16 protein-coding genes are annotated in these 17576 nt (G+C 64.6%); 15 read left to right on the top strand and 1 reads right to left on the bottom strand.

Annotated features, from left to right (window positions below; translation table 11 throughout):
• Positions 1-150 precede the first annotated feature (150 nt).
• From UNPF46_RS09885 to UNPF46_RS09870, 4 genes are all read left to right on the top strand, one after another.
• Positions 151-1848: a GMC family oxidoreductase gene (locus UNPF46_RS09885; protein ID WP_100180558.1), complete on the top strand. Its 1698-nt coding sequence runs from the start codon at positions 151-153 to the stop codon at positions 1846-1848.
• Positions 1849-2221: 373 nt separating this feature from the next.
• Entirely contained in the window at positions 2222-3631 is a 1410-nt protein-coding gene (locus UNPF46_RS09880; RefSeq protein WP_246668625.1) for a type II and III secretion system protein family protein, read from the top strand.
• A gap of 78 nt (positions 3632-3709) precedes the next feature.
• Positions 3710-4075: a hypothetical protein gene (locus UNPF46_RS09875; RefSeq protein ID WP_246668624.1), complete on the top strand. Its 366-nt coding sequence runs from the start codon at positions 3710-3712 to the stop codon at positions 4073-4075.
• Between the two features lie 206 nt (positions 4076-4281).
• A complete protein-coding gene (locus tag UNPF46_RS09870; RefSeq protein ID WP_100180560.1) occupies positions 4282-4719 on the top strand; it encodes an EF-hand domain-containing protein in 438 nt (145 codons plus the stop codon).
• 1 nt (position 4720) lies between these two features.
• On the opposite strand, the gene UNPF46_RS09865 is transcribed toward UNPF46_RS09870, so the two are convergent.
• Complete coding sequence (locus UNPF46_RS09865) at positions 4721-6196, bottom strand: FAD-binding oxidoreductase (RefSeq protein ID WP_142249887.1); 1476 nt, start codon at positions 6194-6196, stop codon at positions 4721-4723.
• A gap of 494 nt (positions 6197-6690) precedes the next feature.
• Between UNPF46_RS09865 and UNPF46_RS09860 the strand changes: the two genes are divergently transcribed.
• The 11 genes from UNPF46_RS09860 to UNPF46_RS09810 all read left to right on the top strand — a co-directional run bounded on the left by UNPF46_RS09860 (position 6691) and on the right by UNPF46_RS09810 (position 17566).
• Complete coding sequence (locus UNPF46_RS09860; RefSeq protein WP_100181541.1) at positions 6691-8112, top strand: TadE/TadG family type IV pilus assembly protein; 1422 nt, start codon at positions 6691-6693, stop codon at positions 8110-8112.
• 31 nt (positions 8113-8143) lie between these two features.
• Positions 8144-8680, top strand: coding sequence for a TadE/TadG family type IV pilus assembly protein (locus UNPF46_RS09855; RefSeq protein WP_246668623.1), 537 nt, complete (start codon positions 8144-8146; stop codon positions 8678-8680).
• A complete protein-coding gene (locus tag UNPF46_RS09850; RefSeq protein WP_142249885.1) occupies positions 8680-9333 on the top strand; it encodes a TadE/TadG family type IV pilus assembly protein in 654 nt (217 codons plus the stop codon). Before UNPF46_RS09855 ends, UNPF46_RS09850 begins: the two co-directional genes overlap by 1 nt.
• 269 nt (positions 9334-9602) lie before the next feature.
• Positions 9603-10274, top strand: a complete 672-nt coding sequence (gene acuR / locus UNPF46_RS09845) for an acrylate utilization transcriptional regulator AcuR (RefSeq protein ID WP_142249884.1) — start codon at positions 9603-9605, stop codon at positions 10272-10274.
• Positions 10264-11259 carry an acrylyl-CoA reductase (NADPH) gene (acuI, locus tag UNPF46_RS09840; RefSeq protein WP_210248331.1) on the top strand — a complete coding sequence of 332 codons (996 nt, stop codon included), beginning with the start codon at positions 10264-10266 and terminating at the stop codon, positions 11257-11259. Before acuR ends, acuI begins: the two co-directional genes overlap by 11 nt.
• Before the next feature lie 19 nt (positions 11260-11278).
• Complete coding sequence (locus UNPF46_RS09835; protein ID WP_142249883.1) at positions 11279-11854, top strand: peroxidase-related enzyme; 576 nt, start codon at positions 11279-11281, stop codon at positions 11852-11854.
• A 48-nt stretch (positions 11855-11902) separates the two neighbouring features.
• The gene (gene acdA / locus UNPF46_RS09830) at positions 11903-13117 is read left to right on the top strand and encodes a 3-sulfinopropanoyl-CoA desulfinase (RefSeq protein ID WP_142249882.1); all 1215 of its coding nucleotides are present in this window, start codon (positions 11903-11905) and stop codon (positions 13115-13117) included.
• A gap of 43 nt (positions 13118-13160) precedes the next feature.
• Entirely contained in the window at positions 13161-13967 is an 807-nt protein-coding gene (locus UNPF46_RS09825; RefSeq protein ID WP_142249881.1) for a CoA transferase subunit A, read from the top strand.
• Positions 13964-14710: a CoA-transferase gene (locus UNPF46_RS09820; RefSeq protein WP_142249880.1), complete on the top strand. Its 747-nt coding sequence runs from the start codon at positions 13964-13966 to the stop codon at positions 14708-14710. Before UNPF46_RS09825 ends, UNPF46_RS09820 begins: the two co-directional genes overlap by 4 nt.
• Before the next feature lie 344 nt (positions 14711-15054).
• A complete protein-coding gene (locus tag UNPF46_RS09815; protein ID WP_142249879.1) occupies positions 15055-15549 on the top strand; it encodes a hypothetical protein in 495 nt (164 codons plus the stop codon).
• Positions 15550-16549: 1000 nt separating this feature from the next.
• Positions 16550-17566: a transporter gene (locus UNPF46_RS09810; protein ID WP_142249878.1), complete on the top strand. Its 1017-nt coding sequence runs from the start codon at positions 16550-16552 to the stop codon at positions 17564-17566.
• Positions 17567-17576: the final 10 nt, after the last annotated feature.

Below are 17576 nucleotides of genomic sequence, written 5' to 3'. Positions count from 1 at the left end.
GCGAGTCCGGAGTCTGCTGGGTCCCGGCTCAGCGCCGCAACGCTACGCGTTGCAGCGCGTCCGGGACACGAGGTGCGGCGTCCAAAGCCCTTCCACGGCAAAACAATAACGCGCTAAACTCCGCCAACAAAAAAGCAGGAAACGCCAATCGTGCATGACTTCATTATCGTGGGCGGCGGCTCGGCGGGGTCCGTGCTGGCCCACCGGCTCTCCGCCAAGAGCGCCAACAAGGTCCTGCTGTGCGAAGCCGGTCAGGACACGCCTCCCGGCAACGAGCCGGCCGAGATCAGGGACAGCTATCCGGGCACTGCCTATTTCGATCCGCGCTTCCACTGGACCGAGCTCAAGGTCACGACGCAGGTCGTCAGCCACAACAATCCGAACGAATCCCGTCCGCCGTTGCGCAAATACGAGCAGGCGCGCGTGCTCGGCGGGGGATCTTCGATCAACGGCCAGATGGCCAATCGCGGCGCGCCGACCGATTACGACGAATGGGACGCGCGCGGCGCCGAGGGATGGACGTGGAATGACGTGCTGCCCTTTTTCAAGAAGGTCGAGCGCGACCTCGATTTCGACGGCCCCTACCACGGCAAGGACGGCAAGATCCCGGTCCGCCGCATCCCGCGCGAGCACTGGACCAAGCACTCGCAGGCGTTCGCCGAGGCCTTCCAGCAGGCCGGCCATCAATTCCTGCCCGACCAGAACGGCGAGTTCGTCGACGGCTTCTTCCCGGTGACGCATTCCAACCAGGCCGAGCAGCGTGTCTCCGCCGCGATGGGCTATCTCGATCGCGACACCCGCAAGCGCGCCAATCTCACCATCTCCACCAACACGCAGGTGCGCGAGCTGCTGTTCGAAGGCACGCAGTGCGTCGGTGTGAAGGCGATCGTCGACGGGCGCGAGCAGGAATTCCGCGGCCGCGAGATCATCCTCTCCAGCGGCGCGATCCACTCACCGGCGCATCTCTTGCGTGCCGGCATCGGCCCGGTTGGCCACCTCAAGGACCTGGGAATTCCCGTGCTGATGGGATTACCGGGCGTGGGCCAGCGTCTGATGGATCATCCCTCGATCTCGCTGTCGTCCTTCGTCCGCCGCGGCGCGCGCATGAACGAGCACACCAGGCGCCACATGCAGCTGGGCCTGCGTTATTCGTCGGGACTTGCGGGCGTGCCGAAGGGCGACATGTTCGTCGTCCTGCTCTCGAAATCGGCCTGGCATGCGGTCGGCGAGCAGATCGGTTCGCTCCTGACTTTCGTCAACAAGACCTATTCGGAGACCGGACAGGTCAAGCTGGCCTCGCGCGATCCGTCCGCGGAGCCCATCGTCGAGTTCAATCTCCTGTCAGACCGGCGCGATCTCGATCGCCTGATGAGCGGCTTCCGCAAGATGGCGGCCATTCAGATGAGCGACATCGTGAAGCAGGTGACGGACAAGCCGTTCCCGGCCGCCTACACCGACAAGGTCCGCAAGATCGGCGTCGTCAACACCAGGAACAAGATCCTGACCAGGATCGCGGCGACGCTGATGGACGGACCGGCGGCGCTGCGCCACTACATGATCGACAATTTCGTGGTGGAGGGCTTCACCTTCGATCAGGTGATGAACGACGACGAGGCGCTGGAAGCTTTCGTGCGCAAGGCGACCATCGGCGTCTGGCACGCCTCCTGCTCATGCCGCATGGGCCGGGCCGACGATCCGATGGCGGTGGTCGACAATCAGGGCCGCGTCAGGGGTATCCAGGGCCTGCGCGTCGTCGACGCCTCGATTTTCCCGGTGGTGCCGTGCGCCAACACCAATTTCCCGGTGCTGATGTCGGCCGAGAAGATCGCGGCTGCGATCATGCAGTAGGGGATGGCGTATGATGCCAATTCGGGCGGCAGCGCGACGCGCATTCACGCGTGCTCTCTGCGCGGCTATGCCGTGGTCAATCCGCGCGGCTGAGAAACAGTGAGGGTGCCCCCGCTCCGTCGCAGCCGGAGCACCTTGGCGCGATTTGCGGGCCGAGTGCGCGCCGGGCATTCTTTTCCCGCGTGTATCGCTCTTCTCTGTTTTGTTTCACTTGTTGTAGTGGCGACCGAACGGCCGACCTGCGACGTTAAACCCGCGTTGATGCGACCTGGATCCCGCAGTCCGCGGGGGCCCGCGTCTTCCGTGGGGCTGGACGTTGAGGACGATCGTCATGCATGGCAGAGCCGGATCATTGTCGCGAGCATTCAGGCGCATGCCGCCGTTGCTCATCCTTCTGGCTGCGGTGTCTTGTCCATTGCCTTCGGGCGTGGAGGCCGCCGACCGCCGTATCTCGAGACAGCAGGATGCGGCCGGCCAGTCCGATGGGCAGTTCGTGTCGCTCGGCGTCGGCAAATCCTTCGTGCTCGACCTTCCGCGCGATGTGAAGGACGTGCTGGTCGCGGACCCCAAGATCGCCAACGTCGTGCTGCGATCGGCGCAGCGCGCCTACGTCATCGGCGCGGCGGTCGGGCAGACCAGCGTGGTGTTCTTCGACGATACCGGCCAGTCGATCAGGGCCTATGACATCGCCGTCAAGCGTGACCTGAACGGTGTTCGCGCCGCGTTGAAACAGGCGCTTCCCGCCGCCAACGTCCAGATCGACGGCGTCGGCGACGGCGTCATCCTGACCGGTACCGCCGCGACGCCCCTGGAGGCCCAGCAGGCCAGCGACATCGCCGCGCGCCTCACGGGCGGCGCCGACAAGGTCGTCAACTCGATCACGGTTCGCGGCCGTGACCAGGTGATGCTGAAGGTGACCGTCGCTGAGGTCTCCCGCCAGATCATCAAGCAGCTGGGCGTCGATCTCAGCACGAGTCTCAGCTCTGGCACCTCGGTGGTCAGCTTGACCAATGCGAATCCGTTCACGGCTTATGGCAAGAATCTCGTCGACGGCAACAATGTCTCCTTTTCGGCGGGTGGAACGACCGCGACGCTGAGGGCGATGGAGAATGCGGGGGTGGTGCGCACCCTGGCGGAGCCGACGCTGACGGCGATCTCGGGAGAGGCGGCGACCTTCATTTCCGGCGGCGAATTTCCGGTTCCCGCGGGTTATTCCTGCGATCCGACCACCCATGTGTGCACCACGCAGATCAGCTTCAAGAAGTTCGGGATGTCGCTCAGCTTCACGCCGGTCGTGCTCACGGAGGGCCGCATCAGCCTGCATTTGATGACCGAGGTGTCGGACCTCTCGAACGAGAATTCGATCACTCTGTCCCAGGCCGTGAGCGACAGCACGACCAACTCGCTGACCGTGCCGTCGATCAAGACGCGCCGGGCCGAGAGCACGCTCGAAATTCCCTCCGGCGGCTCCATGGCCATCGCGGGCCTGATTCAGGACCAGACCAAGCGGGCGGTGAACGGCTTGCCCGGGCTCATGCAGGTGCCGCTGCTGGGCGCGCTCTTCCGCAGCCAGGATTTCGTCAACAATCAGACCGAGCTCGTCGTTCTCGTGACGCCGTACCTGGTCCGCGCCGTGAGCCCGAGAGAGTTGTCGCGGCCGGACGACGGCTTCGTCGCCTCGAGCGACCCGCAATCCGCTCTCATCGGCAACATCAACCGAATCTACGGCGGAACCAGGCCGATGGGAGGCCGCCGCGGCGATATCGGCTTCATCACCGACTGACGTGCTGGCCGGCAACGTTCAGGCAATCCCGCAACATCTGTAAACATCTTCGTCAACCTCCTGCGGCCATCGGGGCCGATGAAGCCGTCGGACGGCCCGCGTGAAAAGGTCCGCTGCAAGGTGGCTTACAACGTCACGAAGCCCGGACGATCCCTGACGCTCGACCTGCGCTGCACCAGCGATCCGTACAAAATGGTGCTGTCGGCCAACGTCGAGCAGAGCGGGACGGAGCTGTCAGGCGACTGGTTCGAGAGCGAGTATCGGCAGGGCGGCAAGGTCTATGGCACCAATAAGGGTGGTCTGATCGAGGCGCGCATCGAGGGCAACACCGTCGCTGCGCTGGTGACGATCCAGACCAAAAGCAACCATCAATCCTTCCTGATGGAAGCGCCGGGCTCGTGGATGTCGGAGGTGGCGATCGAACTGAACGAGGACGCCAGGTGACGTCGACCCATGCGGGCTCTCCCCGATTTGTCACAGTCGATTGCCGGACGGGCGGAAGCCACACTGTCGCCGCCGGCGGCTGGTTGCTCAGTCCGCATGCAAGCTCCCATCTCCGGTTCACTCCTATGACTCCCGCATTCCGCGCCGCGAGCTGTTTTCTCGTCGTCGTATTCTCCCTCGTTTTCGTCTCTGGTGTTCACGCGCAAATGCCTCCAGGAGGTCCGGCGCAGGGAGGCGCAACGCCGCCGCGCGTCGATCCGCTGCCGGACGGCCCGCTGATCTGGGACTACGACCGCGACGGCACCTACACCTGCGATGAATGGAAGCGCTACATGGAGCAGCTGTTCCGGTTTGCCGACCAGAACCGGAATGGCTTTCTCAGCGCATCGGAATTCCCCGCTATCCGTCGCGCCGAGCGGACCTTCGCCCAGGCAGAGCTTGGATATTTCGACGACGACCACGACGGCAAAGTCAGCCGCTCCGAGTTCGTGGACAAGCCGAGCCGCTTCATCGGCCAGTACGACAAGAACGCCGACTGCAAGGTTACGGCCGCCGAGCTGAAGGGCGGCACATCGTCGCCTTCGCCGGGGCCGGGTGGTCCGGGCGGCCGGGGAGGCGCCGGAGGTTTCGGCGCGAAGTTCTAGCTCACAGCCGCAGCACCTTGCCGGGATTCATGATGTTCTGCGGATCGAGCGCGCGCTTGATGGTTCGCATGACGTCGAGCTCGATCTTCGAGCGGTAGTGGCTGAGCTCGTCGAGCTTGTCGATGCCGATGCCGTGCTCCGCCGAGATCGAGCCGTCCATGGAGGTGATGAGATCGTTCACCGCCCGCGTGATGGCGGTCTTGTATTGGGTCAGCGTCTGCTGATCCATGCCCACCGGCGCCATGAACGAAAAGTGCAGATTGCCGTCGCCGATATGCCCGAGAGGATAGGGCCGGATGGACGGGAGAATGTCGCGCACGGCCTTGAGGCCGAGGTCGATGAACTCCGGAATCCTGGAGATGGCCACCGAGACATCGTAGCTGAGCCCCGGCCCCTCGGCGCGCGAGGCTTCGGCAACGCTTTCCCGGATGTGCCACATGTTGCGCGATTGATTTCCGGTCTGGGCGATCACCGCGTCGAGCACGCGTCCGGCCTCGAGTTGATCGCCGAGAAACTGCTCCATCTTCTCTGCGATGCCCGCGGCCCCGTCCTGGCGTGCCCGCGAGGACGACCATTCCAGCAGGAGGTACCATGGCATGTCCGCCTTGAGCGGATCCTGCGTGCCGGGAATGTGGCGGAGCACCATGTCGACGGCAGCGCGGCTCATCAACTCGCAGGAGCCGACATTGTCCTCGGATGCGCTATGGGCGTCCGACAGGATCTCCAGCGCTGCGCGCGGATCCCGGATCGCAAGCCACGCCGTGCAGACGTCCCTGGGAGCCGGCCATAGCTTGAGCACCGCCTTGGTGATGATGCCGAGCGTTCCTTCGGCCCCCATGAAGAGGTGCTTGAGGTCGTAGCCGGTATTGTCCTTCTTGAGCGCGCGCAGACCGTCCCAGACATCGCCATTCGGCAGAACGACTTCGAGTCCCAGGACGAGATTGCGGGCATTGCCATAGCGGAGCACCTGCACGCCGCCGGCGTTGGTCGACAGATTGCCGCCGATCATGCACGAGCCCTGTGCGCCGAGGCTGAGAGGCAGGAACCTGTCGTGCCTGCTTGCCGTCTCCTGCAGAGACTGCAGCACGCAGCCGGCCTCGACCGTCATGGTGTAGCCGGTGGCATCGATATCCAGCACGCGGTTCATGCGGCCCAAGGACAAGACGATGCCCGTGTGCGTGGGCCAGGGCGTGGCGCCGCCCATCAGGCCGGTGTTGCCACCCTGCGGCACGATCGCGACCCCATGCTCGTGGCAGAGCCTGACCACCTTGGCGACTTCCTCGGTGCTGCCGGGGCGAACGACGGCTCCGGCCCGTCCAACCAGCAATCCGCGCCAGTCCGTCACGAACGGCTGCTTGCCGTGCTCGTCCTCGATGAAACCTTTCTCGCCGACGATCGCGCGCAGCGAATCGCGCATGTGGGCGGTGAGCGGAGCTGTTGGAATGATGGATTCGGACGACGGACCGGCAGCCGGCATTTGTTTCCCCTGGCGCATCTTGGTGTGCACTGCGCACGTCATGTGCGTCAGGGCATTGTCCACGTTTGCGCGGCGGAGTCTAACGGCAATATGTCTCTCATCCGCAGAGCAAGGCGGGCAGGGCGGTTTGCGCCGGGCACCGTGCGCGGCAGCGTTTTCGGATGCCTGTTCGAGCCGCGCGCACGAAGCGCCTCACGGCCCTCCGCCGGCACGCGCAAATTGTGGCTCATCCGGAAATCTACGGGTGTTTGCTGGGGTTTAGCGCCAATCGCTGCGATTGCATTTAAGCGACATTAATGATGCCTTCTCGATATGAGACATCTCGATCCGCTTCGGCCGTGGTTTGCGAATTGGCCGTAAGCGTTGATTAAGAGAGCCATCGACATAGTCCGCCCGTGATGGGAGGAGCGCCGGGATCGAGACCCGACGATCTCTTCCGTCGATTTCACAGGGAAAGGACCGCTGCCGCAACGACGGCAGCCAGGATGAACCTCATGCTCCGCCGCGCAATGCTCTGTTTTGCGACAGACCGGAAGGCCAACGTCGCCATCATCTTCGCGCTGACGATGGTTCCTATCATCTTTCTCCTGGGCATGACGCTCGACTACACGCAGGCCTTGCGCAAGCGTGAGCAGTTGAACGCAGCCGCCGACGCGGCCGCGATCGCAGCCGTGCGGCCGGCGATGCTGACGCAAACCACCAAGTCCGTCATCGAGGCGACGGCGACGGCCGTCTTTGCCGCCAAGGCCAATCTGCCCGGGCTCGCGGCCGTGCCGACGCCGACGGTCACGGTCACGGATGTCGGCCTCGCGCGGACCATCACGGTGTCCTACGTGGCGCAGTCCGTGAACAGTTTCCCCGGCGTCCTCGGCAAGCAGACCTGGCAGGTGTCCGGTTCGTCGACGGCGAAGGCGTCGAGCGCACCCAACATGAACTTCTACCTGCTGCTGGACGATTCCCCGTCGATGGCGCTGGCGGCGACCCAGAGCGACATCGACAACATGGTTCTCGCCACGAAGAACCAGCCCACCTACGCGAAGAATTGCGCGTTCGCCTGCCATGAGGCGCATCCCAACAACGCAGCCCCCAGCTCGACGAACAAGGACAATCTCACGGTCGCGCGTGCGAACAACATCACGCTGCGGATCGATCTCGTGACCAATGCCGTCAAGCAATTGATGGTCGGACCCTGGACCTGCCCGCAGTCGGGCACTTCGGGCGGCGTCATGCAGTGCATGTCGGCGCTCAACAACACGACCTACCAGGCTGCCATCTATACCTTCGACTACGCCCTGAACACGATCCAGACGCTGACTACCCCGACCACCGCCGGCACGAAGATCGGCAACATTCAGCTGCTGACGGTCGATCACCAGAACTGCCCCGTTCTCAACGGCTCGGGCGGCTGCATCTATACCACCGACTACGGCACCGATATCTCGAAGGGGCTGACGGACCTCAACGCCGCCATGCCCAATCCCGGCGACGGCAGCGCGACCGGAACGCCCCAGGAAGTGGTCTTCCTCGTCACCGACGGCGTCGAGGACAAGCTCATCCCGAAGTCGGGGGGCAGCTGCGACCCCAACGCCACCTATCCGCTTCCGTCCGCCAACAGCACGACCGCGCGATGCCAGCAACCGCTCAACACGGCGATATGCGACACCATCAAGAGCCGGAACATCCGTATCGCGATCCTCTACACCGAGTATCTGCAACTGCCGAGCGATGGCTGGTACACCAGCCGTATCGCGCAGTTCAACAATCCGACCTCGTCGACGGGCACGATCGCGCAACGGCTGCAATCCTGTGCCTCACCGGGCCTGTACGCAAACGTCCAGAATGGCGGCGACATTTCCAAGGCGCTGACCGACCTGTTCATCAAGGTCGCGTCCAGCACGGCCAGCCTCGTGCAGTAGGGAAGGGGCCATGTTCGGATCCGCCTCGACAATGAGGAGACGCCGCAATCGCTGCGCCGCTTTCGCGCGGGACAGCAAGGGTGCCACGGCCGTCGAGTTCGCGCTCGTCGCAGCGCCGTTCCTCGCGCTCGTCATCGCGCTCATTCAGACGTTTCTGGTCTTCTTCGCCCAGCAGATGCTGGAATCCGTCGTGCAGCAGTCGGCGCGCCTCGTCATGACTGGACAGGTTCAGTCCGCGCAGATGACGAAGGACGTGTTCAAGCAGAAGGTCTGCGATCAGATCGTGATCCTGTTCAAGTGCAGCGGCCTGATGGTCGACATGCAGGTGGCAACCTCGTGGACATCGGCGAACACGGCGATGCCCACATTGACCTTCGATGCCTCGGGCAACGTCACCAATACGTGGCAGTACAACCCCGGCAATGCCGGCGACATCGTCGTTCTCCGCGTCATGTACGTGTGGCCCGTCGTGCTCGGGCCGCTCGGTTTCAACCTGTCCAACCTCGGCAACGGCAACCGGCTGGTCATGTCGTCCGCCGCGTTCCAGAACGAGCCAGGAGCCAACTGATGATCTCCGCCCTGACATCCCGCGCTCGGCACCTCTTGACCGATGTCCGCGCCGTTGCCGCGACGGAGTTCGCCATCGTGACGCCGTTCATGCTGGTGCTCTATATCGGCGGCGTCGAGCTCGGCAACGGGCTCGCCATGAACGTCAAGGTCAGCGCCACCGCTCACAGCGTCGCCGACATGATCACGCAGAACACGCAGGTCAGCGCGACGCAGATGACCGGCATCCTTGCGGCTGCGGGTGCCATCATGGCGCCATATCCCATCAAGAATGGCAGCGCCTCCTTGATGACGATCACGGTCTCGGAAGTCTCGACCGACAGCAGCGGCAAAGCGACGGTGCAGTGGAGTGCGTCGACCAACGCGTCGGCGGCGAGGACTGTCGGTCAGCAGATGACGTTGTCGTCCTTTACGGCGCCGGGCGGAACCACCAACGCCAACATCTCCCTCATCCTGAGCGAGGTCTCCTACGACTATACGCCCAACCTCGGCTTCACCATCGCGGGCACCGTCAAGCTGTCGGACAGCTATTATCTGTTCCCGCGCTGCTCGACCAACGGCCCGGGCGGCTCCTCGAGCTCTCCCTATTACGACATCAAATATCCGGCGACCACCTGCACCTGCGTGCAGCATTTGCAGCAGAAGACCTGCTGATCTCGCGAAAGCGAGCCTGATCGAACGGGATGCCGCCGAGTTGCCGCGTCCGACGCGCCGAGAGAAGTTCATCTCGCTAGCGCAGCCCGCCTGCAATCGTCTCTGTGCGCATTCCGCGCGCGGCTCGCCGCAGCACCTCGCATTGCTTCACGACATCGGAGCGGGCCCGCCAGGGCAAGCTCGCGTTTCCGCGCCGGTACGCCGGGGAGCCGGGGATCGCGTTCAGCCACGGGGTTGATTTAATAAAACGATCGGTCTAATAAATTCGCATGAACAGCGAAGCCTCGGTTTCAGAGCGGCGTCGGCGCGGTCGTCCTCCGAAGGATCAGTCGCAGCCGAACGCGCCGCGCGCCCGCTTGCTGCGCACGGGCCTGGCGATCTTGACCGAGAAGGGATTCAGCGCCGTCGGCGTCGAGGAGATCCTCGCCGCGGCGGACGTGCCAAAGGGGTCGTTCTATCACTACTTCGGCAGCAAGGAGGCCTTTGGCCTCGAGCTGATCGATACGTATGCCGCCTATTTCGCGCACAAGCTGGATCGTTGGTTCGACGATGGGACGCGCGCTCCGCTCGACCGCCTTCGAGATTTCATCGCAGACGCCCGCTCGGGCATGGCGCGCCACTTCTATCGACGCGGCTGTCTGGTCGGCAATCTCGGACAGGAAATGGGCGCCTTGCCGGAGCCGTTCCGGCAGCGCCTGGCCGCCGTGTTCAGGGATTGGGAAGCGCGGACCTCCCGCTGCCTCCGCGCGGCGCAGCGCGCGGGCGACATACCGAAGAGCCTCGATTGCGATAGCCTCGCGCATTTCTTCTGGATCGGCTGGGAGGGGGCGGTGCTGCGGGCGAAGCTGGAACGACGCCCCGAGGCGCTCGACGTATTCGCGCGAGGATTCTTCGCGATGATTGAGGCCAAGGACATGAGGACCCACGACCGTGAGCAATAGTTTCAGAGCCATCCTGATCGAGAATGAGAGCGGCAAGCAGTCCGTAAGGCTGGCAGAGCTTCCGCGGGACAGTTTGCCCGATGGCGATGTGACCGTGCGGGTCGCCTGTTCGACCCTGAACTACAAGGATGCGCTCGCCATCACCGGGAAGGGCCCGGTGGTCCGCAAGTTTCCGATGGTGCCCGGCATCGACCTTGCTGGGACGGTCGAGGAATCCTCCTCGTCCGAGTTCAAGCGCGGCGACAAGGTCGTGTTGAACGGCTGGGGCGTCGGCGAGCAGCATTGGGGCGGTCTGGCCGAGATGGCCCGCCTCAAGAGCGATTGGCTGATACCGCTCGAGCCTGCGTTTTCCTTTGCGCAAGCCATGAGCATTGGTACCGCCGGCTACACCGCGGCGCTGTGCGTGATGGCGCTGGAGCGTCACGGCATCAAGCCCGGTCGTGGTGAGGTGCTGGTCACCGGCGCAGCCGGTGGCGTCGGCAGCGTTGCGACAACGTTGCTCGCAAAGCTCGGCTACGACGTCGTCGCCGTGACCGGCCGCATGGAGGAGAGCGACTATCTGACGAGCCTCGGCGCCAAGCGGATCCTGCCGCGATCGCTCTTCAGCGAGCCGGGCAAGCCGCTTGCCAGGGAGCAGTGGGCCGCCGCGGTCGACGTGGCCGGCGGGCAGGTGCTCGCCAATGTCTGCGCGTCCATGAAATATCGCGGCGTCGTTGCCGCCTGCGGGCTGGCCGCCGGCATGAGCTTTCCGGCCACCGTTGCGCCCTTCATCCTGCGGGGCGTCACGCTGGTCGGGATCGACAGCGTGATGTGTCCGCGCGAAGAACGCCGCGAGGCGTGGCGGCGGCTCGCCCGCGATCTCGATCTGCATTTGCTCGATGCGATGACCGAGAGAGTCTCGCTCGAAAACTGCATTCCCGTCGCGGACCGTCTCCTTGCCGGCGCGGTGCGGGGACGCGTGATCGTACCGATCTCCATCGACTAATCTGAAGGATCTCCAGGCCATGACCCAGGCACTCGCCATCAGCCGCTTCCCTGTCCCTGATCTCGCCGACATGCCGGACGACATCCGCTCCCGCATCCTGGCCGTGCAGGAGAAGTCGGGTTTCATTCCGAACGTGTTTCTCGTGCTCGCGCACCGCCCGGACGAGTTTCGCGCGTTCTTCGCCTACCACGATGCGCTCATGGACAAGCCCGGCAACCTCACCAAGGCCGAGCGGGAGATGATCGTGGTTGCCACCAGCAACCTCAACCAGTGCCAATATTGCGTCATCGCGCATGGCGCGATCCTGCGCATCCGCGCCAAGGATCCACTGATCGCCGACCAGGTCGCGGTCAACTACCGCAAGGCCGACATCACCGACCGGCAGAAGGCGATGCTCGATTTCGCCGTGCGCGTCTCGACCGAGGCCTACAAGGTTTCCGAATCCGATTTCGCCACGCTGAAATCGCACGGCTTCACGGAAGAGGACGTCTGGGACATTGCCGCGATCACGGCCTTCTTCGGCCTCTCCAACCGGCTTGCCAACGTCACCAGCATGCGTCCGAACGCGGAATTCTACAGCATGGGACGCGGCTGACGGATCGCTTCGGCGAGCACGCGCGTCCGCGGGGAATGGAGAACGGTCATGGAGCTCTCGTCCCAGCAGCTGGCCTTGAAGGAAAGGGCTGCGGCGCTCTCCAACGGGACGATCCGCGGCCGTGCGGCCGACATCGACACGTCGCGCGAATATCCGTGGGACGTCGTCGAGGCGCTGAAGGCCGAGCGCTTCATGGGCATGACCATTCCGCCTGAATATGGCGGCCAGGGCCGGAGCTTCCTCGACACGGTGCTGGTCATCGAGGAGATCGCCCGGTCCTGCACCGTCTCTGCGCGCATCGTGGTCGAGGCCAATATGGGCGCGATCTCGACCGTCATGGCGTACGGGACCGATGCGCAGAAGAAGCGCGCGGCCGATCTCGTCCTGGGAGGCGACAAGCCCGCCATCTGCATCACCGAGCCTGACGCCGGCAGCGATGCCAGCGGCATGACGACCCGGGCCGACAGGCGCGGCAACCGCTACGTGCTCAACGGCAGGAAGCACTGGATCACCGGCGCCGGAGTCTCGCGCCTGCACCTGATCTTTGCGCGCGTGTTCGACGAGAGCGGCGAGGAGCTCGGCGTCGGCGGCTTTCTCGCCGTCCGCGGCGAGGCCGAGGGGCTGCGCGTCGGCAAGCGCGAGACGACGATGGGCCTGTGCGGCATGCCCGAGGGCGAGCTCGTGTTCGAGGACCTCGAGATCACGCCGGACATGGTGCTGCTGCCGCCATCAGGCTTCAAACGCGGCTTTGCCGACCTCATCAATGCCTATAACAGTCAGCGTGTCGGCGCCGGCACGGTCGCCATGGGGATCGCCGCCGGCGCGCTGGAGCACGCCGTCGCATGGGCCAAGACACGCGAGCAGTTCGGCCGGCCGATCGGCGAATTCCAGGGGCTGCACTGGATGCTCGCCGACATGCAGACGCAACTCACCGCATCGCGCCTGATGCTGCACGCAGCTGCAACCTCGCGCGGGCCGGGCGGCAGTGCATTCCCCGATCCCACGCTTGCCGCCCAGGCGAAGATCTTCGCCTCGGAAGCCGCCATCAAGATCGTCAACGACGCCCTTCAGGTGTTCGGCGCCCGCGGCTATTCGCGTGACTTTCCGCTGGAGCGCATGGCGCGCGATGTCCGCATGTTCACGATCGGCGGCGGCACGGCTCAGGTGCTGCGGACGCTGGTCGCAAGCAAGGTGCTGGGCTGGAAGCTGCCGCAGACGCGGGACGGCTACGTCTCGTCAAGGGGCGGCACGGAAAAGGACTAGGGCGTGACTCGTCCTGATTGAAGATCGAGGGAGAGGTGGAGAGATGACAGACTTCGTAACGCCGCGGGAGATGGCGGAGATGATCCCCTCGGGCTGCAAGCTCGGTTTGGCGCCGGACGATTACGCTGCGGCCCCGGGACTGGTCCGGATGCTGATCGATCGCGGCATTCGCGATCTTCACGTGGTCTGTGCGCCGATCGGCGGCATGCAGGTCGATATGCTCATCGGCGCCGGCGCCGTGGCGACGCTGGAGACCAGCGCCGTCAGCCTCGGCGAAGCCGGCGGCGCGCCGTGTTTCAGCCGGGCCGTCCGCGATGGGTCCATTCGCCTTCGCGATGCGACGTGCCCCGCGGTGTTCGCAGGGCTCACGGCTTCGGAGAAGGGCGTTCCGTTCATGCCGATCCGCGGCATCATCGGCAGCGACGTCCTGAAGAAGCGGGACGACTGGAAGGTGACGTCGAATCCGTTCGACGACGGTGAGAAGATCGTCGTGGTCTCGGCGATCCAGCCCGACATCGCCTTGTTTCATGCGCCCGAAGCGGACCGGTTCGGCAATGTCCGGCTCGGGCGCCGGCGCGAAACGATGCTGCTGGCCCATGCGTCCAAGACGGCTTTCGTGACCGTGGAGCGCATCTCCGAGACGTCGCTGCTCGAGGACGAGAAGCTGGCCGCCGGTGTGCTGCCCGCGATCTATGTGGGTGCGGTGGCTCGGCTCGAGAAGGGCGGGTGGCCTACGGGCCTCTACGCCGAGTATCCCAGAGATGGGCAGGAGGTCGAGAAATATGCGCGCGCGGCGCGTTCGCCGGAAGGCTTCCAGGCCTATCTCCGGGATTCCAGGAGCGCGGCATGAGCGAGGCGTGTACCAGCCGCGAGCTGATGATCTACACGATTTCGCGGTTGCTCAGGGGCGTGCGGCATGTTGCGGTCGGCCAGTCGTCGCCGATGCCGGCCGCCGGCGCGATGCTGTTGCGGGCACTCAACGAGCGTGACGGACAGGAGCGCGTGCAGGTCTCGATCCTAGGTTCGGTCAAGCACAATTCCTTCACCGGCGGTGCCGAGGAGTTGTTCGATTGCGCCGCGCAGGGGCGCCTCGACGCCTTCTTTCTCGGCGGCGGCCAGATCGACGGCCAGGGCAATGTCAATCTCGTCGGCACCGGCGACTATCCGAACAATCAGGTCCGATGGCCCGGCTCGTTCGGTTCGGCCTATCTGTACTTCCTCGTTCCCAGGGTCATTTTGTTCCGCGAGGAGCACAGCCTGCGATCCCTGGTCGAACGCGTGGACTTCGTGTCTGCGCCAGGCGTCAGCGACGAGACGGTCTATCGGCGCGGCGGCCCGCATGCCCTCTTGACCAATGCGGCGTTGTTCTCGTTCGACCGGGAGGCCGGACGCTTTCGCCTGGAGAGCACGCATCCGGGATATGACTGGCGCGACATCCGAAGCACGACCGGCTTTTCCTACGACAACGAGCAATGCGAGATCACGACCCCGTTGCCGGACGAGGCGACATTGTCCTTGATGCGGGACCGCATTCGCGAGGAGCTGCGCGAATGCTATCCGCAGTTCGCAGGCGGCCTGCCCGGGCCGGGGTGAGGCCGGGTTTCTACTCCGGTTAGCCCCGGTGGCCCCTCGGCTCGGAGTTAGGGCGGTCGCATTTGAACTTCAGCAAAGGTCGTCATGCCCGGGCTTGTCCCGGACATCCACGTTCTTTGTGCTGCGTGGCGGCGTGGATGGCCGGGACAAGCCCGGCCATGACGATCTGGGACTATCGTGCCTAGAGTGAACAGCTCGAAAGCGATAGCTCCGGCCCGGGGGAGGGCAGCCCGGTCCCGGCAACGTTCAGGCAATCTCCGCAACATTTCTAAACATCTTCGTCAACATCCCGCGGCTGTCCGGGTGTAGGACGCGCCGAGACTTCACGAATCAGGATTGACAGAATGCGATTGAAGAGTTCGGCGGCGCGCATGGGCGTCGGCGCGGCATGCCTCGTGCTCGTCGGCACCAGCGCGGTGCGCGCAGAGCCCGTGTTCGACGGTCTGGCCGGCGCATGGTCGGGCATCGGCACGATGAAGCCGTCCGACGGTCCGCGTGAGAAGGTCCGCTGCAAGGTGGCGTACAACGTCACCAGGCCGGGACGGTCGTTGACGCTCGATCTGCGTTGCGCGAGCGATGCGTACAAGATGGTCCTGTCCGCCAACATCGAGCAGAGTGGGACGGAGCTTTCCGGCAACTGGTTCGAGAGCGAATACCGACAGGGCGGCAAGGTCTACGGCAGCAACAAGGACGGCTTGATCGAGGCGCGAATTGAGGGAAACACGGTGGCCGCCCTGGTGACGATCCAGACCAGGAGCAATCACCAGTCCTTCCTGATGGAGGCGCCGGGCTCCTGGATGTCGGAAGTCGCGATCGAATTGAACAAGGACGCCAGGTGACTTCGATCGCTTGAGCTCGGTCCCTGCTCATTCCCCTCAGATCCTTCTCCAAGTTCTCTCGCCTGAGGACCGTCGTCTCGCACCCCGACGTTGGCACCCCCAACTGGCGGCGGTCCTCTCTCCCGTTTCAGCGTCCTCCCCAACTGTGACGGTCGATTGCCGGCACAGAAGGGGCGGCGGGTACCCGGGAAGAGCACCCTCGGACCAGGGGGACAAGAATTCGCTTTACAAGAATTCGGAAATATCGCATATTTCACCCATCCCGCCCGCCGCAAGGGGCGTTTCGCGATCGTCACGAGACGCGGGCCGGGAGGCGGTGGCCGCGACGGCGTCGGCGCGCCGGGTCGGCTGCAGGGCGGGACTTCCCGTGAGCAGCAGCCCGCGCGATACGACACGGCGTTGACAGCGTCCTCGTTCGGTCCCGGTGGCGAGCGCACGCCAGCCGCCGGAGACAGGGGCTGAGGATGTGCGCGGCGGCAAAATCGTGTGGTCCTGACGCCCGGGGTCTGTGCGTCAAGTGTTGCGGTGATGTGGCGGCCCAACCGGGGCGACGCATCAGCCATCCGCAAGGCGACGGGGGCAATAGTGCATCGCTCCCCGGGGAGAGCGCGACATAAGCCGTAAAACCATCCGCGCAGGGAAGGCCGGGCGACCGGCAACACCTGTGGTCCACCCCGTGCGCGTCTTTGTTCGCACGCGGGACTTCGGGTGCCAGCCGGCGCCCGGCCTTCCCTGCGCCCTTTCTCAACAAGAGGCGCAACGAAGAGAGCAAAGCTCGGGCGAAATCAGCCGCGAGAATGCAGAAGTGTGTCTTCCGGAAAGATCATGTCTTGTGGATGCTCGTGCCACGGAGGCCGACAGCTGCGATCGGGCCGGCGGCGGCATCAGGCGCCATCATCAAGCTGTAACACTGGCGTAATTGAGTACCCCGCATGGATCCGGAAAAGATGCCGTCAGCCATCTTCCGGAATGGGACAGTCGTTGACGGTTGGGGCTATCCATGGCTGAGCCGGCAAAGCTTGTCAGCGCGATAGAGGAGGCCGACCCGGCCATTCCCGGTCTGGTCTGGGCCTTCCGTCTGCACAGTGACGGCAGCGCCGAGGCGCTGCCGATCGACCGGCCGATCGAATTCAGTCATGACGGCCGGCTCTGGCTGCATTTCAATTTGACGGACGGTCGGGTGCGTCCGTGGATCGCGTCGTCGCAGCTGCCGCCGCTTGCGCGGGAGTTGCTGCTGTCGAGCGACACGTTCCAGCAGCTTCACGTCATCGACCACTGCGTCTACGGCGTGTTCTCCGATCTCATCCGCGACATCGACAGCGCGACGGAAGAGACTGCGTTCCTGCGTTTCGCCATGACCGAGCGTCTTCTGATCAGCGGCCGCCATCAGGCGCTGTGCTCGGCGGACGCGACGCGGCGCGTGCTCGAGGGTGGCTATCGCGTCGACAATGTCGCCCATCTCCTGGAAAAGATCGTCGACGAGGTCGCCGATACGCTGGATCGGATGGCCGACAAGCTCGGCCAGGAGATCGACGACATCGAGGAACGGATTCTCGCCGACGACGTAAGGCCGGAGATGCGCCGCAACCTCGGCCGTCTGCGCCGGACCTGCGTCAGGCTGCATCGCCAGCTCACCGGCTTGCGCGTGCTGTTCCATCGCCTCGACCAGAAGAACACGGACCGTCTCTCACCGGCGTTGCGGATCCAGGCCGGCAAGCTGGCGCAGCGGCTCGACGGGCTCGATCACGACATCGTCGAGCTCCGCGAGCGCAGCCGGCTGCTCGAGGAGGAGCTGCGCTTCAAGAACGAGGAGGAGAGCAATCGTCATCTGCACACGCTCTCCATCGTGACCTCGCTGCTGCTGCCGCCGACGCTGATCACCGGCATTTTCGGCATGAACACGAAAGGCCTGCCGCTGACCGACGTCGAGAGCGGGTTTCTCTGGGCCGCGATGCTGATGGCGTCATCCGTCGGTGCGGCCTATCTGTTCATGCGGCGCACAGGCATTTTCAAATAGCGTGCGCCGA

The sequence above is a fragment of the Bradyrhizobium sp. UNPF46 genome (assembly GCF_006658625.1).
GTDB lineage: Bacteria > Pseudomonadota > Alphaproteobacteria > Rhizobiales > Xanthobacteraceae > Bradyrhizobium > Bradyrhizobium nitroreducens.
Note: the sequence above shows the minus strand (reverse complement) of the source record. Positions and strands in the feature narration are given on the sequence as shown.